The sequence below is a fragment of the Flavobacteriales bacterium genome (genome assembly GCA_020635795.1).
Classification (GTDB): Bacteria; Bacteroidota; Bacteroidia; order Flavobacteriales_E; family Vicingaceae; genus Vicingus.
This window is the reverse complement of sequence record JACJZD010000001.1, coordinates 1-25,764: the sequence shown is the minus strand read 5'-3', so window position 1 is coordinate 25,764 and position 25,764 is coordinate 1. Positions and strand designations below refer to the sequence as shown.

The 25,764-nt window shown below is 33.2% G+C and carries 24 protein-coding genes and 1 tRNA gene; 12 read left to right on the top strand and 13 right to left on the bottom strand.

Annotated features, from left to right (window positions below; translation table 11 throughout):
• Window positions 1-53: 53 nt before the first annotated feature.
• On the bottom strand, window positions 54-314 hold the full coding sequence (locus H6589_00125; protein MCB9172997.1) for a GIY-YIG nuclease family protein: 261 nt from the start codon (window positions 312-314) through the stop codon (window positions 54-56).
• 48 nt (window positions 315-362) lie between these two features.
• Window positions 363-435, bottom strand: a tRNA-Met gene (locus tag H6589_00120).
• 198 nt (window positions 436-633) lie between these two features.
• On the opposite strand from H6589_00120, the gene era reads away from it, so the two are divergent.
• The 5 genes from era (at window position 634) to H6589_00095 (ending at window position 6,300) form a co-directional block, all read left to right on the top strand.
• Window positions 634-1,515: a GTPase Era gene (gene era / locus H6589_00115; protein MCB9172996.1), complete on the top strand. Its 882-nt coding sequence runs from the start codon at window positions 634-636 to the stop codon at window positions 1,513-1,515.
• A 162-nt stretch (window positions 1,516-1,677) separates the two neighbouring features.
• A complete protein-coding gene (der, locus tag H6589_00110; protein MCB9172995.1) occupies window positions 1,678-2,988 on the top strand; it encodes a ribosome biogenesis GTPase Der in 1,311 nt (436 codons plus the stop codon).
• Between the two features lie 63 nt (window positions 2,989-3,051).
• A complete protein-coding gene (locus H6589_00105) occupies window positions 3,052-3,402 on the top strand; it encodes a DMT family protein (GenBank protein ID MCB9172994.1) in 351 nt (116 codons plus the stop codon).
• 100 nt (window positions 3,403-3,502) lie between these two features.
• Window positions 3,503-3,877, top strand: coding sequence for a hypothetical protein (locus H6589_00100; GenBank protein ID MCB9172993.1), 375 nt, complete (start codon window positions 3,503-3,505; stop codon window positions 3,875-3,877).
• A 17-nt stretch (window positions 3,878-3,894) separates the two neighbouring features.
• Complete coding sequence (locus tag H6589_00095; protein MCB9172992.1) at window positions 3,895-6,300, top strand: immune inhibitor A; 2,406 nt, start codon at window positions 3,895-3,897, stop codon at window positions 6,298-6,300.
• On the opposite strand, the gene H6589_00090 is transcribed toward H6589_00095, so the two are convergent.
• From H6589_00090 to H6589_00055, 8 genes are all read right to left on the bottom strand, one after another.
• On the bottom strand, window positions 6,301-7,416 hold the full coding sequence (locus H6589_00090) for a hypothetical protein (protein ID MCB9172991.1): 1,116 nt from the start codon (window positions 7,414-7,416) through the stop codon (window positions 6,301-6,303).
• Window positions 7,409-8,320, bottom strand: a complete 912-nt coding sequence (locus H6589_00085; GenBank protein ID MCB9172990.1) for a bifunctional molybdenum cofactor biosynthesis protein MoaC/MoaB — start codon at window positions 8,318-8,320, stop codon at window positions 7,409-7,411. Before H6589_00085 ends, H6589_00090 begins: the two co-directional genes overlap by 8 nt.
• 4 nt (window positions 8,321-8,324) lie before the next feature.
• Window positions 8,325-8,768 carry a molybdenum cofactor biosynthesis protein MoaE gene (locus tag H6589_00080; protein ID MCB9172989.1) on the bottom strand — a complete coding sequence of 148 codons (444 nt, stop codon included), beginning with the start codon at window positions 8,766-8,768 and terminating at the stop codon, window positions 8,325-8,327.
• A gap of 11 nt (window positions 8,769-8,779) precedes the next feature.
• A complete protein-coding gene (gene moeB, locus H6589_00075; protein ID MCB9172988.1) occupies window positions 8,780-9,871 on the bottom strand; it encodes a molybdopterin-synthase adenylyltransferase MoeB in 1,092 nt (363 codons plus the stop codon).
• Window positions 9,872-9,875: 4 nt separating this feature from the next.
• Window positions 9,876-10,118, bottom strand: coding sequence for a molybdopterin converting factor subunit 1 (moaD, locus tag H6589_00070; protein MCB9172987.1), 243 nt, complete (start codon window positions 10,116-10,118; stop codon window positions 9,876-9,878).
• Window positions 10,115-10,678 (bottom strand): molybdenum cofactor guanylyltransferase, encoded by a 564-nt coding sequence (locus H6589_00065; GenBank protein ID MCB9172986.1) that lies wholly within the window; start codon window positions 10,676-10,678, stop codon window positions 10,115-10,117. The genes moaD and H6589_00065 overlap by 4 nt, the downstream gene beginning before the upstream one ends.
• On the bottom strand, window positions 10,671-11,015 hold the full coding sequence (locus H6589_00060) for a LysR family transcriptional regulator (GenBank protein MCB9172985.1): 345 nt from the start codon (window positions 11,013-11,015) through the stop codon (window positions 10,671-10,673). The genes H6589_00065 and H6589_00060 overlap by 8 nt, the downstream gene beginning before the upstream one ends.
• 84 nt (window positions 11,016-11,099) lie before the next feature.
• Entirely contained in the window at window positions 11,100-12,278 is a 1,179-nt protein-coding gene (locus tag H6589_00055) for a molybdopterin molybdotransferase MoeA (GenBank protein MCB9172984.1), read from the bottom strand.
• Window positions 12,279-12,390: 112 nt separating this feature from the next.
• Between H6589_00055 and H6589_00050 the strand changes: the two genes are divergently transcribed.
• Both H6589_00050 and H6589_00045 read left to right on the top strand, forming a co-directional pair.
• Window positions 12,391-13,110 (top strand): Crp/Fnr family transcriptional regulator, encoded by a 720-nt coding sequence (locus H6589_00050; GenBank protein ID MCB9172983.1) that lies wholly within the window; start codon window positions 12,391-12,393, stop codon window positions 13,108-13,110.
• 108 nt (window positions 13,111-13,218) lie between these two features.
• Window positions 13,219-13,632 (top strand): cyclic nucleotide-binding domain-containing protein, encoded by a 414-nt coding sequence (locus tag H6589_00045; protein MCB9172982.1) that lies wholly within the window; start codon window positions 13,219-13,221, stop codon window positions 13,630-13,632.
• Here H6589_00045 and H6589_00040 read toward each other — a convergent pair.
• Window positions 13,624-14,592 carry a D-alanine--D-alanine ligase gene (locus H6589_00040; GenBank protein MCB9172981.1) on the bottom strand — a complete coding sequence of 323 codons (969 nt, stop codon included), beginning with the start codon at window positions 14,590-14,592 and terminating at the stop codon, window positions 13,624-13,626. The two genes, H6589_00045 and H6589_00040, sit on opposite strands and share 9 nt — an antisense overlap.
• A gap of 215 nt (window positions 14,593-14,807) precedes the next feature.
• Here H6589_00040 and H6589_00035 point away from each other — a divergent pair, with 215 nt between their 5' ends.
• Together H6589_00035 and H6589_00030 are read left to right on the top strand one after the other, a co-directional pair.
• Window positions 14,808-15,914, top strand: coding sequence for a glycosyltransferase (locus H6589_00035; GenBank protein MCB9172980.1), 1,107 nt, complete (start codon window positions 14,808-14,810; stop codon window positions 15,912-15,914).
• A 235-nt stretch (window positions 15,915-16,149) separates the two neighbouring features.
• A complete protein-coding gene (locus H6589_00030; GenBank protein ID MCB9172979.1) occupies window positions 16,150-18,372 on the top strand; it encodes a peptidase S41 in 2,223 nt (740 codons plus the stop codon).
• A gap of 8 nt (window positions 18,373-18,380) precedes the next feature.
• On the opposite strand, the gene H6589_00025 is transcribed toward H6589_00030, so the two are convergent.
• Entirely contained in the window at window positions 18,381-19,268 is an 888-nt protein-coding gene (locus H6589_00025) for a glycosyltransferase (protein MCB9172978.1), read from the bottom strand.
• Window positions 19,269-19,395: 127 nt separating this feature from the next.
• Window positions 19,396-20,133 (bottom strand): ATP-binding cassette domain-containing protein, encoded by a 738-nt coding sequence (locus H6589_00020; GenBank protein ID MCB9172977.1) that lies wholly within the window; start codon window positions 20,131-20,133, stop codon window positions 19,396-19,398.
• Window positions 20,134-20,327: 194 nt separating this feature from the next.
• Here H6589_00020 and H6589_00015 point away from each other — a divergent pair, with 194 nt between their 5' ends.
• From H6589_00015 to H6589_00005, 3 genes are all read left to right on the top strand, one after another.
• On the top strand, window positions 20,328-23,498 hold the full coding sequence (locus tag H6589_00015) for a tetratricopeptide repeat protein (protein ID MCB9172976.1): 3,171 nt from the start codon (window positions 20,328-20,330) through the stop codon (window positions 23,496-23,498).
• The gene (locus tag H6589_00010; GenBank protein ID MCB9172975.1) at window positions 23,485-25,176 is read left to right on the top strand and encodes a hypothetical protein; all 1,692 of its coding nucleotides are present in this window, start codon (window positions 23,485-23,487) and stop codon (window positions 25,174-25,176) included. Before H6589_00015 ends, H6589_00010 begins: the two co-directional genes overlap by 14 nt.
• Before the next feature lie 44 nt (window positions 25,177-25,220).
• On the top strand, window positions 25,221-25,764 hold a 544-nt coding region (locus H6589_00005; protein ID MCB9172974.1), incomplete at its 3' end, for a hypothetical protein.

Sequence of the window (25,764 nt, the reverse complement as noted above, 5' to 3'; positions counted from 1 at the left end):
TCCTGCAATGCTAAGAAACTCAATGCAGCTGTACCATTACATAAGTCCGACGATTAGTGAATGAGTCCTAATTCATTAATCTTTTCCCAAACAAAAGCTCTTCCTCTACTTGATTTTAATTCTTTCTCACGTTTAATAGCTTCTGATTTACTCTCGAATTCTTCAAAAAAAGCAATTACCCATGGTCTATATTTTATTGTATAACCTTTTGTTGCTTTTTCATTGTGAGAAATAAATCTACCTTCTAAATTAGACGTATATCCAATATAGATTTTATTGAAATTCCTTGAGTATAATATATATACTTTATACATTTTTTTTAAAATAAAAAAGCCTCGAATTTCTTCGAAGCTTTTCTCAAGTAGCGGGGACCGGACTCGAACCGATGACCTTTGGGTTATGAGCCCAACGAGCTACCAACTGCTCCACCCCGCGATATATTTAGAGGACTATCGTAATCCTTATCATTTCTTTCAACTCGAACCGTTGTCCGTCAATTGACGGATATGAGCCCAACGAGCTTCTCCGTCAGCTGACGGACTCCACCCCGCGATATATTTTAAGAACTATCTTTCTGTTTATCGGGCTGCAAATATAATATTTAGTTTCTTTGTATTCAAATTTTATCTATAAATAATGCATAAATCAGGCTTTGTAAACATTATTGGCAACCCAAACGTAGGAAAATCAACGCTTATGAACGCTTTGGTGGGCGAACGTTTATCCATTATCACCTCTAAAGCACAAACTACTCGACACCGTATTTTAGGTATTGTTAACGACGAAAATCATCAAATTGTGTTTTCCGATACTCCAGGTGTTTTAGAACCTGCCTACAAAATGCACCAAAGCATGATGACTTTTGTAAAATCGGCTTTATCAGATGCTGATGTTATTCTGTTTATGGTAGAGGTAAAAGAAAACAGGTTTCGTGATGCTGATATCTTAAACAGCTTAAAGAAAACCGACACACCAATCCTTTTACTCATCAATAAAATAGACGAAGTTGACCAACAATTTTTAGAGGAAAAAGTAGCGTTCTGGAAAAAAGAATTGCCAAAAGCTCAAATCTATCCACTATCTGCTCTGCACGGATTTAATATCGACAATATTTTTGAACGCATAAAAGAACTTCTGCCTGAAGGCGAACCGTATTACGATAAAGATGCGTTGACGGATAAACCAGAGAAGTTTTTCGTGTCGGAAATTATACGCGAGAAAATATTGATGAATTACCAAAAGGAAATCCCATACTCTTGTGAGGTTGAAGTGGAAGAATACAAGGAGTTTCCTCATATTGTAAAAATTAGAGCAATAATTATTGTGGCACGTGATTCTCAAAAAGGTATTATTATTGGTCACCAAGGAAAAGAATTGAAGAAAATTGGTACTGAAGCCCGTAAAGACATTGAAACTTTTGTACAAAACAAAGTGTTTTTAGAACTTTACGTTAAAGTAAGTAAAGATTGGAGAGACAACGACAACCAATTAAAACGATTTGGGTATAATCAGTAGTTGGAAGTCAGAAGTTGGAAGACGGAAGTTAGCATTGTGCGATGGATTCCTCCCTTGAGGGAGGAGTAAGGTGGGTGATTAATTGAGAAACTCAAAATTCAAATCCCTAAATGTTAATTCGTAATTTCGTAGCCTTAAATAATCATCATTTATAAAACAAAAATGAGCAACATAGTAGCAATAGTAGGTCGTCCGAATGTTGGAAAATCTACACTTTTTAACAGACTAACCGAAAGCAGACAAGCTATTGTTGACGAAGCAAGTGGTGTAACCCGTGATAGACATTACGGAAAAGTAGATTGGGCAGGAAAAGAATTTACTTTAATCGATACTGGTGGTTATGTAAAAGGTTCGGGCGATATTTTTGAGGAAGAGATTAGAAAACAAGTAATGATTGCCATTGAAGAAGCTGATTTGCTAATTTTTGTAGTTGATGTAACCAGTGGCTTAACCGACCTCGACCAACAAGTTGCCAATGTGTTAAGACGTAGCAAGAAAAAAGTAATTCTTGTTTCCAACAAAGTTGATAATTACGACAGAATACCAGAATCAAGTGTCTTTTATCGTTTTGGAATTTCTGATGAGATTTTCAACGTTTCTTCTGTTAGTGGAAGCGGAACTGGTGAATTGTTAGACGAAGTAGTTAAACATTTAATAGAAAAACCTGAAGAAATTGACGATGATGGTTTATTAAAATTAGCTATTGTTGGCCGTCCAAATGTGGGTAAATCATCACTAACCAATGCATTATTGGGTAATGATAGAAACATAGTAACCAACATTGCCGGAACTACCAGAGATGCGGTTTCTACTCGTTTTTCAGCGTTTGGTTTCGATATGAAATTGATTGACACCGCTGGTTTAAGAAAACGTGGAAAAGTTGAAGAAGATTTAGAGTTTTACTCCGTAATGCGTTCCATTCGTGCTATCGAAAATTCTGACATCTGTTTGTTGATGATTGAAGCCCACGAAGGTATTATGGCTCAAGATTTAAACATTTTACACCTTATTGCTAAAAATAAAAAAGGAGTGGTAATTGCAGTAAACAAGTGGGATTTGGTAGAAAAAGAGAGCAATACCTCAAAAGAATACGAAGAAGCAATCCGTCATAGACTTTCTCCGTTTAACGATATTCCTATTATTTTTACTTCGGTAACTAAAAAGCAACGCGTAATTAAGGTGTTGGAAGAAGTGGTAAAAGTGTACGAAAACCGTACTCGAAAAATAACCACTTCTAAACTTAATGAATTAATGCTCGACATTATTCAACGAAATCCACCTCCAGCCATTAAAGGGAAATACATTAAAATAAAATTTGTGAGCATGTTGCCAACATTAGCTCCTACTTTTGTTTTTTATTGCAACTTACCGCAATACGTTAAAGATCCTTACAAGCGATTTTTGGAAAACAAAATCAGGGAAAACTACCGTTATTCAGGAGTTCCCATTCAAATTTTTATGAGAAAAAAATAAACCATTTATTTCCCCTCTTGAGAGGGGTTAGGGGTGTGTTTGTATTAAATACTCGATATACAGATGAAAATTTTTCTAACCATATCCATGCTTATTGTCTCTAACATTTTTATGACCATTGCTTGGTATGGGCATTTAAAATGGTTTAACAAATGGAACTTGTTGTGGGTAATTTTAATTAGTTGGAGTTTTGCTTTGGTAGAATATATTTTTCAAGTGCCAGCCAATAAAATTGGGTTCGAAGGCAATGCTGGTCCATTCAGTTTGGTACAGCTAAAAGTAATTCAAGAAGTTATTACGCTAGTTATTTTCTCCGCATTTTCGGTTTATGTATTCAATTCAAAAATTACAACCAACCACCTTATTGGTTTTGCTTTTTTAATTCTTGCCGTTTACTTTATATTTAAGAAATAATATAAACTGTGAGTTCCTAAAATTGGAATCTTACTTTATTTATGTCTTTACTCAAAATGTGCTTTTGGGCTTTTAATTCATTAACTTTGGGTAAATCACTATGAAACCTTATTTTTTATACATTGTTGCGTTGTTCGTCTTGCTATCATGCAATTCATCAAAAAACCAACTTACCAATTGCAACCTAAAAAAAATAACATTTAATATAAAACATTTTGATGATCGTGGTTTGTACGGAGATACTAAAACAGCAATAGATTATGAATTTTGTGTGCCAAATAATGCTGAAACTTTAAAAACGATAAGCGAGATCGATTCAAGTATAAAACCTTTAAATGGTAAAGGGAGAACAAAATGTAAAGAAAATCACATCATAATGATTGGCAACTCATACAACAAAGACATTAAAAAAATATTATGCAAACTCTCCCAGCTCGATTACATTACTGAAATTAATCAAGTATTTTGGGAATAACATAAACGACTAAACTCATGAAAAAAATTACGACCATTCTTTTTCTAATTGCTTTTATTAGCAATATCACGGCTCAAAAAACAGAAAAATACAGCAAGGCAAGAATTTACTACAACAACGTTGAAACGTTTCAAAAATTAACCCAAAGTGGAATTGCTATGGACCATGGTAAACACAAAATGGGCGTATTTTTCGAAAGCGATTTTTCCTCTTCAGAAATTGCCCTTGCCGAAAATTTAGGCGCAACAGTCGAAATAATTATAGACGATGTTCAACAGTTTTATATTGACCGAAATCAACAAACTAAGACTCCAACATTTAAAAACAGCACCTGTTCAAATGGAGGAAATCCTATAACCTACACCAATCCTGTAAATTACAATCATGGCTCGATGGGAGGTTTTTTAACGTATGCAGAAGTTATGCAAGAAATTGATAGCATGACTTTTTTATATCCGAATTTAATAACTGCAAGAGCACCAATAGATACTTTTACGACTCACGAAGGAAGAAATTTGTATTGGATTAGAATGAGCGACAATGCAAATACAAAAGAAAACGAACCGGAAGTATTGTACGATGCTGTTCATCATGCTAGAGAAGCTATTTCAATCCACCAAATGATTTTTTACATGTGGTATTTATTAGAAAATTATTCAACAAATACTAAGATTCAAGCCATTTTGGATAATACCGAATTGTATTTTGTTCCTTTCGTTAATCCTGATGGATTTTTATACAATGAATTTACCAACCCAAATGGTGGTGGCATGTGGCGTAAAAACAGAAGAGATTATGGTACAGGAGTTTTTGGTGTTGACAACAACCGAAACTACGATTTCACAGATGGAGCAAACGGTCCAATTTGGGGAACTGTGGGTATTAGTTTAGATTCAACTAGCGATGTTCATTGTGGTCCAAGTGCTTTTTCAGAACCCGAAAACCAAACCATGAAATGGTTTGTAAACCAACACGATTTTATTTTAGCATTTAACTTCCATTCTTACAGTAATTTACTTTTGTATCCTTATGGTTTTGAAACAGGCAGATTTTGTCCTGATAATGCAACATTCGAAGCTATTTCTGATGTAATGGTTGCCGAAAACAACTTTGCGAATCAACCTGGGTGGGCACTATATGAAACATCTGGTGGTTCTGATGATTGGATGTATGGTGAGACGGCAAACCACAATAAAATTTATTCATTTACTCCAGAAATTGGTTCTCCCGCACAAGGTTTTTGGCCTACCCAAGTAGACATCAATCCTCTTTGCCAAGGAATGATGCATCTAAATTTAACAGCTGCACATTTAGCAAACAACTATGCCAAAGCAACCGACTTACAACCATTAATGATTCAAAATCAATCAGGTTTTTTATATTACAATTTGCAACGCTTGGGGTTAAATGGTAATGGTGATTTTACTGTAACCATTTCGCCTGTTTCAACAAATTTTATCAGCATTGGTGCTCAAAAAAACCACACTGGCATGAGTTTAACACAAACTGATACTGATTCGATAAGCTACGTTTTAAACCCTGCTATTACCCCAGGTGATTTAATCACTTATGTAATAACTGTTAACAACGGTTTGTTTACTGTAAACGACACCATTACCAAGACTTTTGGAACACAACAAACTATTTTATCAGACAATGCAAACAACCTTTCGAACTGGACAGTTTCTCAAACTTGGGGGATCACCTCATCAACATATTACTCTCCGTCAAGCTCAATTACCGATTCTCCTTCAGGAAATTATAATGACAACATCAATAAAACCATAACACTTTCTAATCCAATTAATTTAACCAATGTTACATCTGCTAGCATGTCGTATTATGCTAAATGGGATATTGAAGCAGGCTGGGATTATGTTCAAATAGAAGTATCAACCAATAATGGTGCAACTTGGACTCCACAATGTGGTAATTATACACATCTAGGAAATTCCGACCAAGATTTTAACAAACCATTGTATGATGGTACTCAAAACACTTGGGTATTAGAAGAAATTGATTTGAGTCAATATTTAGGTCAAACCATTAAAATACGTTTTCAAATCGTTTCTGATGGTGGAGTAACTAGAGATGGTTTTTATTTTGATGATTTTAAAGTGAATGTTGTTTATGGTACAACTGGTATTGAAGCACTTACTGAAAATGGTGCATTTCTTGGTCAAAGCTTTCCAAACCCCGCAAAAAATGAAACAACCATCAACTATATTTTACCATCTGGCTTAAGCTCTGCAACTTTAATCATTACCAACACTTTAGGACAAGAAATTAGCAGAAAAACTGTTGCAAATACCAACAACAAAATAACCATTTCAACTGAAAATTTTGAACAAGGTATTTATTACTATTTTATTGATTTTAACAACCAACGTTCAACAACCAAAAAAATGATAATTGTGAAGTAGTTATTTAACTACTCTTTGAATAATTTTAGCATTTTCATCGAAAGGCAGTACCTTTTCTCTCATTTTAACTTTATCAGAAAAGTGCCTTGAAATTGCTATCCCTTTATTCAAATGTTCATTATAGCCTTGGTGATGAAAAATTTTTATTGCTAAACATTTTTCATGTTCAAAAATAGTTCGAAGCAAAGTTTTATCTGACAAACCACATGAATGACCAACAATAAAAACTTCAAAATTTTGCTTATCTAGAAAACTTAGCATCTTATGATAATTGTTTGTTCTAGAGTATTTTGATGATTTAATATTTCTTAAATATTCATCCTCATCTCTTAATTCTAATTTTCTATATTCTTCACTTGTATCATCTCCATAACCAAAAATAATTGGATTAATTTCAGAATTAACTTCACCATGAATATTTACTATCTCACTGATAGAGCTATTTTTGGTTTGCATTATGGCTTTTTCTAATACATTAGTATAATTAAAATTTAACAACATCACTCTATTAAGCACAGAATTTCGATAACCACTTTTATTTCTTCTGTATATAAAAGCTAAATCTTTATCCTCAAGTTTTCTGTAATAATGATCAATATAATTTTCTGTAGCCTCATTTTTATTATAATCAAAAACTGAGTGAATATTATTTAAATAATCATTAAGTTTCTTTGATATATTATCTAAGAACTCATTAAGCTTTTTTACTTTACTATAAGAATTTTGTGACTCTCCTTCTTCGTAAATTTGTTTAAGTTTTTTAAAATAGAATTTTTCAATATCAATCCAATTTTCCTTAGGCTTACTTGAAATTAACTCCTTGAATAATTCTGAATGATATATTATACCTTCTAATAGGGTGGGATCTCTTACGAACTGTATAACTTTATTATATTCATTATATTTATCTGGCCAACTTGTATCACCAAATCCATAATTCAAAGTGATTTCAATAAATTCATCTTTATAATTGCTATTCCTAAACACATTATGACAAGCTTTCCCAAAATAATCTATTAGAAAATCATTATAGCAAGATTTTAATCCTTGAGATAAATCAAACCCATTCCCAATAATTATTAATCTATTATAAGGTATCAATTCTTTTTCAGTCATGTTGAGCACCTTTTAGTATCCTAAAAACGTGTAATACTGCTGGAAAAACGGCATCCATACTTTCTTTTGCTCCATTGGTTGAACCCGGCAAAGCCAACACTAAGCTCTCACCAATAACACCCGCAACACTTCTGCTTAACATCGAATATGGCGTCCTGTCTTGTCCGTAACTTCTTATAGCTTCGTCAATACCCGGTATTTCTCGTTCAATTAAAGGTTTTAATGCCTCTGGTGTAACATCTCTGTTCGACAACCCTGTACCACCGGTATAGATGATTAAATTAACTCCTGAAGCCACGTAAGCTTTTGCTTTTTCTTGAATTACATTTACTTCATCTGGAATTATAACATAATCTATTATTTCAACACCACATTCTTCCAACTTTTTAATTATCGCTTTTCCTGCTTTATCTTCTTTTTGTCCAGCCGAAATGGTATCGGAGCACACTACAACAGCAGCTTTTAAATCTTTTCTAAATTTATCTTTAAAGTCTGATTTACCACCTTTTTTCTCCACCAACTTAATGTGATGTATTTCAACCCCTTTATCAATCGGCTTAAGCATGTCGTACATGTTTAAAGCAACTACACTAGCGCCATGCATGGCTTCTACCTCAACCCCTGTTTTATAAATGGTTTTTACAGTCATGGTTACTTTAATTTCCAACCCATTTATTTCATAATCAATACCCGTATATTCAATTGGCATTGGATGGCAGTCCGCCAAAATTAACGGTGTGTTTTTAACCCCTAACAAACCAACTGCTTTACTCATAGCAAAAACATCTCCTTTTGGAACAGTTTTATTTACTATAGCATCTATTGTTTCTTGTTTGCTCACTTTTACAATTGCCTGAGCAGTTGCTATTCTGAGGGTTGAAGTTTTTGTTGTAATATCGACCATGTATCTATTTATTTACTTTCCATTGATGAGTTTCGTCCTCAAATATTTCTTTACCAAAAACGGGTGCTTTTGCTTTAATTTCTTCTGTGATGTACCTGCAAGCATCAAAAGCCATTGCTCTGTGTTTCGACGATGTAAAAACAAACAAACACAATTCGCCTGCTTTAACTATTCCTTTGCTATGATAAATGTGAGCACAAGTTAAATCATATTTATCAAATGCTGATTCTCGAATGTCATCAAATACTTTATTTGCCATTTCTTCGTAAGCAGAATAATCAATTGCAGCAACAATTTTCCCATCAATTTCGTCGGCTCTAACTTGTCCCAAAAAAATATCGTGAGCACCAATATTCGTTTTTACTTGATGATGTGCAATGGAATTGGCAATTTTCTCTGGAGTAATTGGTCCTTCGACAAAGACATTTTTAATTTTTTTCTCACTCATATTTCTATTGTTTAATAGGTAGCCATACCACCTGTTAGATTAATCAAATTATTAAATCCATTGGCTTTCAAAAACTCAATGGCTTTTAAACTTCGTACTCCATGCTGACAAATAACCACCGTTTTTTTAGTTTTATCTATTTGTGCTAAACTCACTGGTATTTGGTTAAGAGGAATATTCAACACCTCAAAGTGTTCAATTTTAGGTTGCTCCCACTCTTCTCTAACATCAAGCAATTGAAGGGCTTCATTCTCTAGTATTTTTTTTAGTTCTGATGATGTTATTTCTCCCTTTAATCCTGCTGGTTTTATTCCACAAAACAGGTCATAATCATTATTTTCAAATTCATTTTTTGAATTCAACACTTTTGTAATTTGTTCTTCCGAACGATTCACTTTTAGAGTTGTAAAACTGCTTTGTAAAGCATCATACATTAGTAATTTACCTGACAAAGGAGTTCCAATTTCTAAAATAATTTTAAGTGCTTCGTTGGCTTGTTGAGTGCCAATTATTCCAGGCAAAACACCTATTACGCCAACATCAGAACAACTTGGAACACTACCTGGTTTTGGTGGCTCCGGAAACAAACAACGATACGAAGGTCCATTTTGGTAATTAAACACCGATACTTGTCCTTCAAATTTATAGATTGCCCCGTAAACCAATGGTTTTTGCTTGATAACACACGCATCATTTACCAAATATCGTGTAGAAAAATTATCAGTACCATCTACAACTACATCATAATTATTAAAAATTGACAATGCATTTTTTGATGTTAATTTTTCAACATTCACTTCAAATTTTACAAATTGATTGAGTTGTTCTAATCGTTCTTTTGCAGCTATGGCTTTATTTTTACCAATATCGTTAATGGAAAACAAAATTTGTCGTTGCAAATTAGTTTCGTCCACCTTATCAAAATCAATTATTCCAATTGTACCAACCCCTGCCGCAGTTAAATACTGCAAAACAGGACAACCCAACCCTCCAGCACCAATAACCAACACCTTCGCAGCTTTCAGTTTTTGCTGACCAAGTTCACCTACTTTATCTAAAAGTAAATGACGACTGTATCTGTATTTTTCTTTATCGTCTAACATTCATTTATCCTCCAGCAAATGGCGGTAAAAAAGCAATTTCGTCGGTTTCAGTAATAATCAAATTGGTATCAACTACACTTTGGTTTACAGCAACTTTAAAACTCATCGTATTTAATTTTGGATGTTTTTGAACTACTTGCTCTGTTAATTCAACCACTGATATTTGTGAGGTAGTAACTTGTATTTCATCTTCTTGGCAACCCACAGCCTCAGCAAGCATTCCAAAATATTTTACCTTTAAATTCATCGTAATTCGTTAAGTTCTTGTGGTGTATTTACATTGAAAAATTCTTTTTCATCAAACCTGTTTGCATCAACCACATTCAATTTCACTTTTTCTAATGCGACTTTCATTTTTCGTTGATTGTTTTCCAATTCTTGTTTAAACACCTCAACACAATCCTTATCATACACTCCTATTACTTGGTGTGTTTTATTGTTTTTTAATGGAATAGTCACGTCGTTTTCCCAACTATTTTCAAGCAAAAAGGTTAATAATTCGACACTTACAAAAGGCACATCGCAACTAACCACAATATTTTTTTTGTGTTTTGAGCGCGTCAGCCCCGTATATATTCCTGCTAATGGACCAGCGTCTTTAATCATATCTTCAAAAACGGGCAATCCAAATTCGTTGTATTCCGCTTGGTTTGAAACAATTATAATATCTGTTGTTAATTGCTTTAACGTTTCAATAACATGAACTATCATCGGTTTGTTGTTCAACATCAACAATCCTTTATCATTGCCCATTCTTGAGCTTTTTCCTCCTGCTAATATAAATGCCCCAAAATCCAATTTATCCAAAAATCTTTATTAATTCTTTATCTAAATATGCCTGACAGTTTTTGTTTAACTTCTCAAATAATTTGATCATTTTCTCTCCTTCTTTGGTAACTTGAGTTCCCCCTCCACCTTTTCCTCCCGACACTCTAACTACTAATGGTTGTTCGGCTTCTTTGTTCATGGCATCAATCATTTCCCAAGCTTTTTTATAACTCATTTTCATTTGTTTTGCAGCCGAACTAATCGAACCAGTCGAAATAATTTCCTTTAACAAAGCAATTCTGCCTTCAGCCAAAAATGTCCCAAACTCACCATCAACCCACACTCGGCTTTTTATTTTATAATTCTTAACTGTCATGCGTTGTATAATCTAATAAATAACGATAAGTAAAAGTAATGGCTAAATTTTCTTTTTTCTATGATTTTTATCAGTACCTAAATTTTAATTTGGCAACAAATAAACATCTACCAATTCATTTTGCTCTACAGTTACTTTTTCGGCAGCAATATACACTAAGCCATTAGCCAATGCAAACGATTGTAGTGCATCAGAATCTTGCCCTAACATTAATGAAACCCCATTAGGGTTAAATTGTGCTTTTAAAAACTGTGCTCGTCCTTCCTTTTTAATGTACTTATCTGCCAATGGTAGTTTAACAATAGGTAAAAAGGGGGTTAACGACCCCATTGCCAAATTAATTGCTGGCAACACATACATGTAAAAACAATTTAATGCTGCTGCAGGATTTCCTGGTAAAGCAAAAATTGCTTTTTCTCCTTTTTTTCCAAAAAACAATGGCTTGCCTGGTTTTTGCTTTATTTTATAAAAGATTTCTTCCACTCCATTTTTAAGTAACGATTCTTTTACAAAATCGTAATCACCAACAGAAATACCTCCAGAAAGAATTAAAAAATCAGCATTTATCAATGCCTCTTGAATAAGCTTTTCAGTTGCAGCCACATCATCTTTAACCACATGAATGATAGGTGTTATTCCTATTTGCTGTATGCCTGCATTCAACATGTGTGTGTTCGATTCGTAAATTTGCCCTTCGTTTAATGGTCTACCCAACTCTACCAATTCGCTACCTGTTGCAATTACAGTTATTTTAGGCAAATCAAAGACTTCTACATGAGTAAAACCAAGAGTGGTTAAAAAGCCAATTGCAGCAGCGTTTATTCTCGTTCCTTTTTTTAGAGCAACATCTCCTTCTTTAATTTGGTTTCCTTTTTTACGAACGTTCCCGCCAAACTTCAACCCTTCATCCTTAACAGTAAGTAGATTTCTGTTAACTGTTGTCAATTCTTGCATCACCACCGTATCACACGAATCAGGCACTTTAGACCCCGTAAATATTCGCACAGCTTCTCCTTTCTTTACTTCTACAATTCTAACATCGCCAGCTGGAATAGTGTCAACAATGTTAAGCTGTTGATGTACATCTTCAAATTTAAAGGCATATCCATCCATGGCTGATTGGTTAAACAAAGGCACACAAATAGGCGCTAAAACATCCTCCGCCAAAAAATAATTTAACGCCGAATTTATTGCGACACGCTTTTTTTCTTGTTGTTGAATATTGGTTAACACCAGATTTTTAGCCTCTTCTACACTTATCATTGCATTAGATTTTTAGGTAAAGTTATTTAATTTATGGGATTTAAAAATCTGACATATGTCAGGTTTTAATTGTTTGGATAATTCGATATTTGAAAAAAAGTGTTTTTTAACTATGACTTTTAATAAAAATCAAGTTCCCTCGTGTACCTTGTGTCAGAACAAGCAGGCTGGGAGTTCCATTTTTTGCTGCCTAACTAATGACGAGTTAGATACGCTTTCGCAAGGAAAAAGAAACATGACCTTTAAACGTGGGCAGGTTATTTTTAGTGAAGGAAATCAGCCGCATGGTATTTATTGTATACATTCTGGCAAAGTAAAAATTCACAAATTGGGTGATGAGGGCAAAGAACAAATTGTACGTTTAGCAAATACCTCAAACATTATTGGTTATCGCTCGGTTTTAAATAGCGACAGCTATTTTGCATCAGCTACTGCTTTAGAGGATACCGAAGTTTGTTTTATTTCGAAACCAGCAATTATCAACCTTATCAAAACCAACAGCAATTTTTCTTTTTCTTTAATGGATTTGCTGTCGGATGATTTAAAGCGGGCAGAAGAAAAAATTACACACATGGCTCAAAAACATGTGCGAGAACGTATAGCAGAAGCCATTTTACTTTTGCATGAGGCTTATGGTTTAAAAGAAGATAACAAAACCATCGATTCCAACTTAACTAGAAAAGAAATTGCAAATATTGCTGGAACCACCACCGAAACATCTATTCGAATTTTATCGGAATTTCATAAGGATAAAATCATAGAACTAGACGGTAAAGACATTAAAATACTAGACCTAAAAAAACTTTTTAGAACAGCTAACATTTTCGACTAAAGCAGGTTAAAGTGAATTTTATCATATTTTGATATGATACTAATCATTTTTAGTTGCTCACGAAGGGTTTAGCTTTATCAAACTAAATTTAAAAGAAGAATACAAGTTTTGAATAAGAGTAAAAATAAATTAAATGCATTGTCGGTAGATTTGATTGAGAGAATAAAATCAATTGCCAATAAAGGTATTTCTTTTGCTCAGGGCGAGGTATTGTTTAAAGAAGGCGATCATAAAGAATACATCTATTTGATTGAAAAGGGTGAAGTGGCTTTAGTAAAAGACAAACAAGAGAAAAAAATAGAAATTATGAGCCAAAACGATGGCGAAATAGTAGGTGTTGATTTAATTTTTAACGACCACGATTGTGAATATTCAGCACTGGTACTGCAACCATCTATCGTTTACAAGGTATTAATTTCCGATTTTAAAGAGTTGTTATCCAACAACAATGGTTTATCTCTAGAGATTTTAAAATACTTAAGTTCGCTTATCAATAAGCTTGAATCTAGAAAGTTAGCTTAACGCAACACTGATTACATCGTTAAACAATTCTTTAAGTGAAATACCTTCATGGGCAGCCATTTGTGGAATAATGCTTTGTGCCGATTGACCTGGAACAGTATTGATTTCAATTAGATGTGGTACATCGTTAACAACAATATAATCAGCTCTGCAAATTCCGCTTAAATCTAAAATTTCATATATTTTTTGAGTGGTAGCTTTTATCGTTTTTTCAATATCTAATGGTAACTCAGCTGGAGTAATTTCTTTTGATTCTCCAGAATATTTTGCATTAAAATCAAAAAATTCGTTATCGGAAACAATCTCGGTTATTGGCAACACTTTTATTCCGTTTTTTCCTTTATAAATACCATTAGTAAATTCTCTACCTTGCATAAACGATTCAATAATCGCTTGAGTACCGTGACTTAAAGCTAATTCGATAGCTGCTTTCAGCTGGCTTTGCTCTTTAACTTTGGTAACACCAAAACTACTTCCCCCATCAGCAGGCTTAACAAAACAAGGTAATCCCACTTTGTTGATAATATCGGCGTCATCAAATTTTTCATTTTTCCGAATCAACACCGCATTGGCAACAGGTATGTTAAAGTTTTTTAAGAATTGATTACACACAAATTTATTAAAGGTAAGTGTAGAAGCCAACTGACTGCAAGTACTATAAGGAATGTTTAACATGTCGAAATAGGCTTGTAATTTCCCGTCTTCCCCTGGCGTACCATGTATTACAATAAAAGCCAATTCAAAAACTTTTTTTTTGCCGTTCACTAAAATAGAAAAATCGTTTCTATTTACTTCAATTTTCTCTCCATCTACAAAAGCAAACCAGCCTTCTTCGTCAATTCTCACCTTAATTGGAGCATACTTTTCTCTATCAATCTGTTGAAACACAGTTTCAGCACTTCTTAATGAAATTACTTTTTCGTGACTATAGCCACCTTCAAGAATAGCAATTGTTTTCATAGTTTTCTAAAATTCTGTCACAGTGAGTGTCGAACTGTAAAATATCCTTCGACAAGCTCAGGATGACAATTAACATACTTAAAATGACATAAAAGAGTATCATTAACAATAAGCCAAATGTATCGAGTTATTTTATTATTAATTCTAATCTTCACAATAAATATTCATAGTGCAATGTTGATAGGTTTGCTATAATCTATTAGTTTTACACTACCATGAGCAAACAACAAATAATTATTTCGGTTACAAACGACTTGGTTACAGACCAACGTGTTAACCGTATTTGTTCTTCGTTTGTTGGGTTAAACTACGAGGTTGTCCTCGTTGGCAGAAAACTTAACAACTCATTACCCATTGATAGAAAATATAAAACCAAACGATTTAATTTGTGGTTTAATACTGGTTTTTTGTTTTACGCCAATTACAACATTCGTTTGTTTTTCTTTCTATTATTTTCTAAATCTACCCTGCTTTGGAGTAACGATTTAGACACCTTACCAGCCAATTACCTTATTTCAAAAATTAAAGGCGTAAAATTAATTTACGATAGCCACGAATATTTTACCGAAGTTCCTGAATTGGTAAATCGCCCAAAAGTTCAAAAAATATGGCAAACCATTGAACAATGGTTTTTTCCTAAATTAAAAAATGTGGTTACCGTAAGTCCACAAATTGCAGATGAATACTCGGCTAAATATGGTGTGAAAATTACTGTAATCAGAAATTTACCCATTAAAATTAAAGCACATTACGAAGTAAAAAATATTAAAATAGACGGTAAAAAAATCATTCTATATCAAGGTTGGGTGAATATAAATAGAGGTTTGGAGCCATTAATAGCGGCCATGCAACAGATTGAAAATACACACCTTTATATTATTGGTGATGGTGACGTTTTTGACAAAATAGTGCAACAAATTTTGGATTTAAAGTTGCAAGATAAAGTTACTTTATTGGGAAAAATACCTTTTGAATTACTTCCTCATTATACGTACCAAGCCGATTTAGGTGTTAGTTTAGAAGAAAATGTTGGTTTGAATTACAAATACGCATTACCAAACAAATTGTTCGACTACATTAATGCTGCTGTCCCCGTTTTAACTTCCGATTTGCCCGAAATGAAAAAAATAGTTTCTACGTATAACGTTGGGGAGACAATAGAAGTGATTACACCTGAAAAAATTGCTGAAAAAATTAATGAGTTGTTTAGTAATGAAACTCTCCTTAAACAATACGCTACAAATTGCTTAAAAGCAAAAGAAGAATTGTGTTGGGAAAACGAACAACAAAAGCTTTATGCTTTAGTCAAAGAAATTAGATAAGTAATTTCTCTTTTATTCTAATAAATTCAAATTTTATTTTAGTTGCAAATACTTTTTTACCAAAACCGACCGTTTAATTGGAAAAACCGATCGTTCAAAAGAAAAACAAACACTTATTAGTAACTCTTTTAAATAAAAACTAGGTTTGTGTTTGATGGTTGGATGTAGCGAATTTTAAAACCTATTTTCTCCAAAAAAAGTCAAAGAATACTGCAACATTAAATTAGGAAAACTCATGAAAAAATTGCTGACAATAATTTTAAGCTTTTTTACAATATCAAGCTTTTGCCAAACTAGTATAAATAAGGCTGAATCAGTTTTAAATTTTGATTTTGAATCTATTGAAAATGATATGCCTATTGGCTGGAATAATTTTGGAAGTGCAAACTATAGCATTTCTTTAGATTCAACCATTTTTAAAAGTGGTAAATATTCTGCTGTAATTGAATACCATGGAGAAGTTTCAGACTTTAAAGCTTGGGCTTTTAATATTCCTAACAACTATAATGGCAAAAAAATAACTTTATCTGGTTATATTAAAACCGACAATGTAACCAATGGTTATGCTGGATTATGGATGCGAATTGATCCACAAATTGCATTTGACAATATGAACAAAAACGGTGTTCAAAAAACAACTGATTGGACAAAGTATGAGATAACACTAGATATGGAACCTGAAAAAACTGATCGTATAGTTGTTGGTGGTTTACTAGTTGGGAAAGGCAAAATGTGGCTTGATGATTTTAAAGTTAGTATTGATGGTAAGGATATTAAAGATTTAAAACCTATAGTAAGAAAAGAATTACCTGCCGAAAAAGATAAAGAATTTGACAAGGGCTCAAACATCGAAAACATAGCTTTAAACACAAGCCAGATAGCAAATTTAAAAACACTAGGTTTGGTTTGGGGATTTTTAAAATACTACCACCCTAATATTGCAAAAGGTGATTACAATTGGGACTACGAGCTTTTTAGAATCCTTCCAGAGATACTCAATTCAGAAAACAATTCAACTAGAGATGAGATTTTAGTGAAATGGATAAACAAATTTGGAGAATTTACAGTTGGCAAAACACCAGTCATTAAATCATCAACAATAAAAATTGAACCTGATTTAGACTGGATTAAAACTTCTTTTTTTTCAGACAAACTTACCACTTTATTACTAAAAGTAAAAGATGCAAAAAGAACAAATGAGCATTATTACATAGGCTTACATCGTGGCGTTCTTAACCCCGATTTCAAAAATGAAAATCCCTATTCATCAATGAAATACCCAGATACTGGATTTCGTCTTTTATCATTATATAGATACTGGAATATGATTCAATATTACTTCCCCTATAAAAATCTGATTGAAGAAGATTGGAAAATGGTTTTAGAGGAATTTATTCCTAAAGTTATAAATACTAATAATGAAACCGATTATACACTTACAATTTTAGAGCTTATTGGTCGTGTACATGATACTCACGCAAATATATGGGGAGGAAACAAAATATTAAGTAATTATTTTGGGCTAAGATATACACCCCTTGATTTAACTTTTGTTGAGAATAAGCCGATAGTAACTGGGTATTATGATGAGAACTTTGGAAAAGAAACAGGTTTAATAATGGGTGATGAAATTACAATGATTAATAATCGAGCAATTGAAGATATTATAAAAGATAACTTAAAATATGCCGCTGCATCAAACTATCCTACACAGTTAAGAAACATCTCATCAACACTTCTTAGAAGTAACGACTCTAACATAGAAATAGAATTTGTTCGCAACAATAAAAAGGATGTCAAAGTCTTAAAAACATATAATAAAAATGAAATTAACATTTACAGTAAATTTGAAACAACCGACACCTGCTTCAAAATAATAAATACTGACATAGCATACATTGATAACGGCTCTGTAAAAAAAGAATACTTACCCGAAATTTGGAAAGCAATTGAAAACACCAAAGGACTTATCATTGACATTAGAAATTACCCTTCAGACTTTGTTATCTATTCCTTGAGTAATTATTTAATGCCTAAAAAGACTCCTTTTGTAAAATTTACCAATGGTAGTGTTGAAACTCCTGGTCTTTTTGTTTTTGGAAAACGATTATATTCAGGAATGAAAAAGAAAAATTATTATAAAGGCAAAGTTGTACTAATTGTAAATGAAATAACACAAAGTTCTGCCGAGTTTCATGCTATGGCTTATCAAGTCAACCCAAACACAACAACAATAGGCTCAACAACAGCTGGAGCAGATGGAAATGTTTCTCAAATATTTTTACCTGGAGGTATAACCACTATGATTAGTGGTATTGGTGTTTATTATCCTGATGGTAGAGAAACACAACGAATCGGCATTGTGCCTGACATAGAAATTAAACCAACCATTGAGGGTATAAAAAATGGCAAAGACGAATTATTGGAAAAAGCAATCGAAATTATTAATTCCAAATAAAAAAACCATTACGGTTTAGTCAAAGAAATCAAGTAACCCAACTTGTAAATATCGAACCAACGCAAATTGGGTTCGTTTTCAGCAAGTTTTTGCTCAATAGTAGTTTTATTTTTGGTGTAATATTTCAGTATTTTATTCGACAATCCCAACTTGTTTACCAACTTATAAAAACGAAATAGTTTAATGGACTCATCAACCTTGCCCGACTGAATAAGCTGATGTAAATTTTGAATACCCTCTTTTGTTTTTTGTAAAAATTCATCTAAGCCTTCTAAACCGATATGGCACAAAGGGTTTTCGATATGCAAAATGGGAATGTTTTTCTTTTTCAATTCAATTCCAAACAAGGTGTCTTCATGCCCATAACCTTGCAAGGTTTCATCCAATTTTATGGAAAGAAATAATGATTTTGAAATCATAAAATTGTTGGTCATAAACGAATCATAAGGCTGTTTTACTCGCTCTTTTGCAGAAATAGTCTCTCTATTAACACCATACCACCACCTAAAATGAGTTTCTTTAGTAGCAGGAGCTTGATTTGCGTAATTTCTACCCCCATAAACTACCGTGTTTGATTTCAAATTTTCAATGTAGTTTCTAACAAACTGATTATTATTGGTTGTTGAATCGCAATCTAAAAACAGCAAGTATTCAAATTGGGCTTTTTCAGCTAATAAATTTCTTATTTTCGAACGACCAACATTTTGAGGTAATTCGGTATAAACAACATTTGGTAGTGTTGCTAGTTCTTGATTTTTCGATTTAAATTCAGTTATAGAACCATCGTCAAAACACAAAATTTTAAACTCAATGTTACATGCCGAGGCTTGATTGGACAAGTCTTTTACAAAACCAACAACATCAAAATTGTATATGGGAATAAGAATGGATAACATTTATTTTTACTTGTTGCCTATCATACTTTTTTATTTTTCCTGATGAAGCGAAGCGGAAGTCAGGAATCCATTTTTACACATTTTTAAAACTGGTTTCCTGCCTACGCAGGAATGAAGCTAATTCTAGCTACAAATTCTCCCCTTCTGTTCTTGGTTCTTCAGTAGGAGTAGATGATTTAAACGTGTTTTTTCTGGTAATATTTTGATGCGTATCTTTTACCGTTCCATCTTCACATTTTAAAGTACGCGATGGAAATTTTTCCATTAAATGAAAATCGTGAGTAGCCATTAAAATAGCCTTTCCTTTGTTGCTAATTTCAATCAACAAGTTCATGATTTCTTCTGATGTTTCTGGGTCTAAATTTCCTGTTGGTTCGTCGGCTAAAATTAAATCGGGTTCGTTTAACAATGCTCTTGCAATAACAACTCGTTGTTGCTCTCCTCCAGATAATTCGTTAGGAAATTTAAAGCCTTTGCTCGACAACCCAACACTTCGCAACACTTCATTAATTCGTTCTTCAATTTTTAATTTGTCTTTCCAGCCAGTTGCCGTTAAAACAAATTTTAAATTATCGTAAACACTTCTATCGGTTAACAACTGAAAATCTTGAAAAACAATTCCCAATTTTCTTCTCAAAAAAGGTACTTTACTTCGTTTTATGGTATTTAAATCAAAATCAACCACTTTGGCTTCGCCTTGTTTAAGTGGCAATTCGCCGTACAAGGTTTTTAGTAAACTACTTTTTCCAGAACCCGTTTTACCAATTAAATATACAAACTCTCCAGCTTCAATATTGATGTTCACATCTTGTAAAACTAGGTTGTCTTGCTGAAAAATGGTTGCCGAAGAAATATCTATAATCATGCTCAATGGTTTACAAACTCATTATTATAAGGTCAAACAAAAATAACATATTTTATTGCTCTTCTGGTAATTACCTTTTTTGGAATACAAAATAATTTCAACAAACGCACGTTGAAAACTTGAAAACACTAAACCGCTAACTTGGTTTATTCATTCTAATTTTATCCAACTATTTAACTTACCTAAAGTATAAATTGATTTTAAGAAAAATAATATCATTCCTGATTCTTGCAGTAGTTTTTAGTCTTTCGCTAAATGCACAAAAAACCACTATTTACACACACAAAAATGTAGATTATAACAGTGCTTTAGAGCTGTTTGATAAAGAAAAATACAGTGCTGCCCAAGATAAATTTTCGATGGTTTACAAATCAACCATGGATAAAAAATCGGAAGTAGCGATAAATGCTAAATACTACATGGCATTGTGTGGTTTAAACTTATTTAACACCGATGCCGAAAATTTGTTTGTTGAATTTATTAACGATTATCCTGATAGTCCAAAAATTAAACAAGCCTACTTTTATTTGGGCTCATACCATTTTAGAGGCAAAAAATATGAAGAGGCCTTGGTTTGGTTTCATAAAATTGATGCACTTGATTTGTCGGAAGAAGAACTAGCCGAATACCGCTTTAAAGTTGGATATTCTTATTTTTCGTTAGAGAACTTTGATGAAGCTTCAAAACACTTTTACGAGATAAAAGATTACGACAATCAATACACATCTCCTGCTCGTTATTATTATGGACATATTGCATATTTGCAAAAGAAATACGAATCGGCTTTACAAACCTTTTTGTTGTTAAACAACGACGAAAAGTTCTCACCAATTACTCCTTATTACATTTCTCAAATCTATTATTTACAAGGCAAGTACGACAAGGTTATTGAATACGCTCCAGCATTATTAGATACCGCTTTACCTGCTCGTAGTGCCGAAATTGCTCGTATTATTGGAGAATCCTATTATCGCACAAAAAAATACAACGAAGCCATTCCGTATTTAAGTCGTTTCCACAAAGAAAAGGCGGCGTTAGCCACACGCGCCGATTTTTACCAATTGGGTTTTGCTTATTTTAAAACTGATAGTTGCGACAATGCCATCAACTGGTTTAAAAAATCGATTGGTGAGGCTGATAGCATTTCGCAAGCAGCACATTACCACATGGCAGAGTGCTACATTAAAAACAACAACAAACAATATGCTCGTACTTCGTTTAGAGAAGCTTACAAGCAAGATTTTGATTCTCAAATTAAAGAAGATGCCTTGTTTAATTTTGCGAAAATTTCCTACGAATTATCGCTACATCCGTTTAACGATGCTATTATTGCTTTCGAAGAGTTTATCAATACTTATCCAAACTCAAACAAATTAAGTAATGCTTACGAATACTTGGTAGGTGTTTATTACACCACTAAAAACTACGAAGCTGCGTTAAAATCGTTAGCAAACATCAAAGTGTTAGATCCAAAATTGCAAGAGGCTCATCAAAAAATTGCTCATTACCGTGGTTTAGAATTGTTTAACAACCAGAAATACAACGAAGCAATTGCTCATTTTAATAAAAGCGACGAGTACATCATTGATAAAAACATAAAAACTGAAAACACATACTGGAGAGCGGAATCGTATTATGCGAACGACGATTTTCAAAAAGCTGTTGGAGAATTCAAGAAATTTATTTTTGAGCCAAACTCTACTTCTTCAAAAAACAGCAATAAGGCTAACTACAATTTGGGCTATGCTTACTTTAAATTAAAAGAATACGAAGAAGCCAAAACGTGGTTTAGAAAATACACGCAAAATGCACCTGATGAAAAATCGAAATTAAATAACGATGCCTTAAACCGAGTTGGCGATTGCTTTTTCATTACCAAAAATTACAAAGGAGCTATAGAGTTTTACGATAAAGCTGCCATGATGGGATTGTATCAAACGGATTATTCACTTTTTCAAAGTGCAGTTTGTAACGGTGTTAATGGTAATTACAATGACAAAATTAGTTTGTTAAATACCTTTATTGCACGTAAAGAAAAGTCGCATTTGTTGGACGATGCTTACTTTGAACTGGGTCAAACTCACCTTATTGTTAACGATAACGAAAAGGCTCTAAAAAGCTTTAAACAACTTAACAGTGAATTTCCAAACAGCCCTTACATTAGCCGTGCGTTGGTAAAAGAAGGATTAATTTACTACAATAGAAAACAAGATAACGATGCTTTGGCTGTTTTCAAAAAAGTGGTAAACGACTATCCAAATACCGATGAATCGAAAGAATCGTTAGAAAAAATCAAAAAAATATACATTGATAAAGGTGATTTATTGGCTTACGAAAATTATTTAAACACCGTTGGTGGAGCAGATTCTTCGGCATTAATTTTAGATACCGATTATTACGAAGTGGCTGAAAACAGTTACATGGATGGGAATTGCGATAAAGCCACTAACGAGTTTACCAAATATTTAGAAAAATATCCTGATGGTGCTTACATGATTAACGCTCATTTTTATAAAGCCATATGCGAGCAAAAAGCTGGTTATGTTAACGAGGCATTGTTAGATTTTAACAAAGTTATTGCTCAACAAAAAAATAAGTTTACCGAAACATCGCTATTAAATGCTGCCAAAATAAATGCCGATTTGGGCAATGCTGCAGAAGCATTAAACAACTACAGCAAATTAGAATACATGGCAGATGTACAAGCCAATGTGTTTAAAGCACAAGTAGAACAAATGCGTTTAAACTATCAGTTAAACAACATTGACAATGCCATTAAATATTGCGAAATCATTATCAACAAAGATAACGATGATGCTAAACTGATTGCCGAAGCACATTTGATTTATGGTAAATGTTTGTTAAGCAAAGACGATTACAACTTGGCGTTGAAAGAGTTTAAAACAGCATCAACATCAAACAATAAATTTGGTGCTGAAGCCAAATACCAAGTGGCTTACATCTTGTATTTAAGAGGTGAATATGCCAATTGCGAATTGGAAGTGTTTGCTTTAATTAAAAAGTTTTCGGCTTACGACTATTGGATGGGAAAATCGTTGGTATTGTTGAGCGACAATTATGTTGCTAAAGGCGATTTATTCCAAGCAAAAGTTACATTAAAAAATGTAATCGACAACAGTAAATACCCCGAATTGGTTTCGGCTGCACAAGATAAATTGCGCATTATTGAAGAACAAGAAGCTGCCCAACGAGTAGTGCCAAAAACTGAAGAAACGACTATTGATTTAAACATTGGATTAGATGTAAACAAGCTTTTTTCAGAACCTGAAAAAAGTTTTGATGAACCTATTCCTACGGGAGAAAACCCTGTAATAAAAGAAGATGTACCAAATGAAGAAGAATAAAACATACGTACTGTTTATTTCCATGTTTGCCACATTTGTGTTAGCAAACACCCCTTCTTTTGCTCAAAAACCAATTGATACTACCACCATTATTACCGTTAAACCATACGACCCAGTTTTGTCGGATGCCTTTAAAATTAAAGAACACCCAACCATTCAGGATACCGACAAAGTCATCCCAAAATTATCGTACACCTTTATCAATAAACAAGTGCCTGTCGATTTTCAAGTAGAGAACATCTTGCCTGCAAAAATTAAAGGAGAACCGTTAGTTAAACTATATCGAGGTTATGCAAAAGCTGGGTTTGGTAGCCAGACTACACCGTTGGCAGAATTGTATTTTAACTCGCAACGTTCTAAAGAATTCTCATACGGCTTTTTTGGAAAACACCAAAGTTCAAGCGGAATTTCAAACATTGATTATAGCGAGTATAGCGACAACCATTTGAGTTTGTTTGGCAAACGCTTTTTAAAAGAATTTACGCTTTATAGCAAACTTAATTTTGATAGAAACATGGTTCATTACTATGGTTTTCCAGAAAAAATTAAACCTGAAATAACCAATGGCAAAGAATTACGCCAACGCTTAACTAAATTGAGTGCCAATGCAGGATTAACCCGAAACTTTACCGACTCCTCGCAATTCGATTACAATTTCGACATCAACTACCACCATATTTTTGATATACACAACACCGAAGAAAACAACCTCCGTTTAGACGGTAGCTTAAGTAAATACCACAAACGTGAATTGTACGCCATTGATGCCGAAGTAAATTACAACAACCTCAACAATGTATTGGATTTGGGCAACACCTTAATGGTTGGTTTACGTCCATACATCAAAACATCAGCTAAAAGCTGGCAATTTAAAGTTGGTTTAGGCTTGTATGTAAACCAAGCCGATAGTGTTTCTAAATTCCATTTTTACCCAGAGGCAGAGTTTAAATACAATGTGGTAGAAAACATTATTATTCCTTATGTGGGAATAAAGGGTGGTATTTTGGCAAACAACCTCAACTCGTATTTTAACGAAAACCCGTTTATCAATACCAAAACATTGGCGGCTGCCAACACCAACCAAAAATACAACATTTACATTGGTATTAGAGGTAGTTTAAGCAAGCATGTAACCTTTAACACCAGCTTTAGCAAACAACAATTGGAAACCATGCCTTTGTTTGTGAAAGACTTTAGCAATGTGTTGGAAAACCAATTTACTGTACTTTACGATACCGTTGGTTTAAACCAAATAAGTGGCGAATTGGCTTACCAAAAATTAGAAAAACTAAAAATAATTGTACGTGGCGATTATTTTGATTACAGCCCTGCTAACGAGTTAAAAGCTTGGCACAAACCCGATATGAAAATTTCGCTTTCTGGCATTTACGATTTAAGCGATAAAATTATTGTACGTACCGATTTGTTCTTTATAAACAAACAATATGCAAAAGCATTTAACAGCGTTACCGATGCAAGCGGTGTAATTATAATTACCAAAGAAGCCAAAGAATTAAAAGGCGTATTTGATGCTAATTTAGGCTTGGAATACCGATACACCAAAAAGCTTTCTGCTTTTATCAACTTTAACAACATTGGTGCTGTACATTACCAAAAATTTGAAGATTACCCTACGCAACGTTTTAACGTGATGGGTGGTTTGACGTATTCGTTTTAAGGTTTCCAACTAAGAGAAAAAGTTATTATCTTTAGTTCTATGATATGAAAGTCCTTTTAGACACAAATATTATTATTCATAGAGAAGCTAACAAGATTTATAATCTTGATATTGGACAACTTTTTCATTGGTTAGATAAGTTAAAATATTCAAAATATATTCATCCTTTAACAGTCGAAGAATTAAACCGATATAAAGATCCAGATATTCTTAAAACAATGAATATCAAAATTGAAAGTTATAACAAAATAAAACATTCCGCACCTCTAGGAGAAAAGATACTAAATGTCAGTAAACAAATAGACAATCTAAGCAATGACTTTAACGATACTCAACTGCTAAATGAAGTATTTGAGAATCGAGTAGATATTTTAATTTCAGAAGACAAAAAAATACATGCTAAAGCTGCTTTATTAGGTATCGCGGAAAAAGTCTTTAAAATTCAAACTTTTCTTGAAAAAGTTACGGCCGAGAATCCTGAGCTTATAGACCATAAAGTATTAGCTGTTAAGAAAATGGACTTTGCAGAAGTAGATTTAAAAGATCATTTTTTTGATAGTTTTAGGGCTGATTATAGTGAGTTTGACA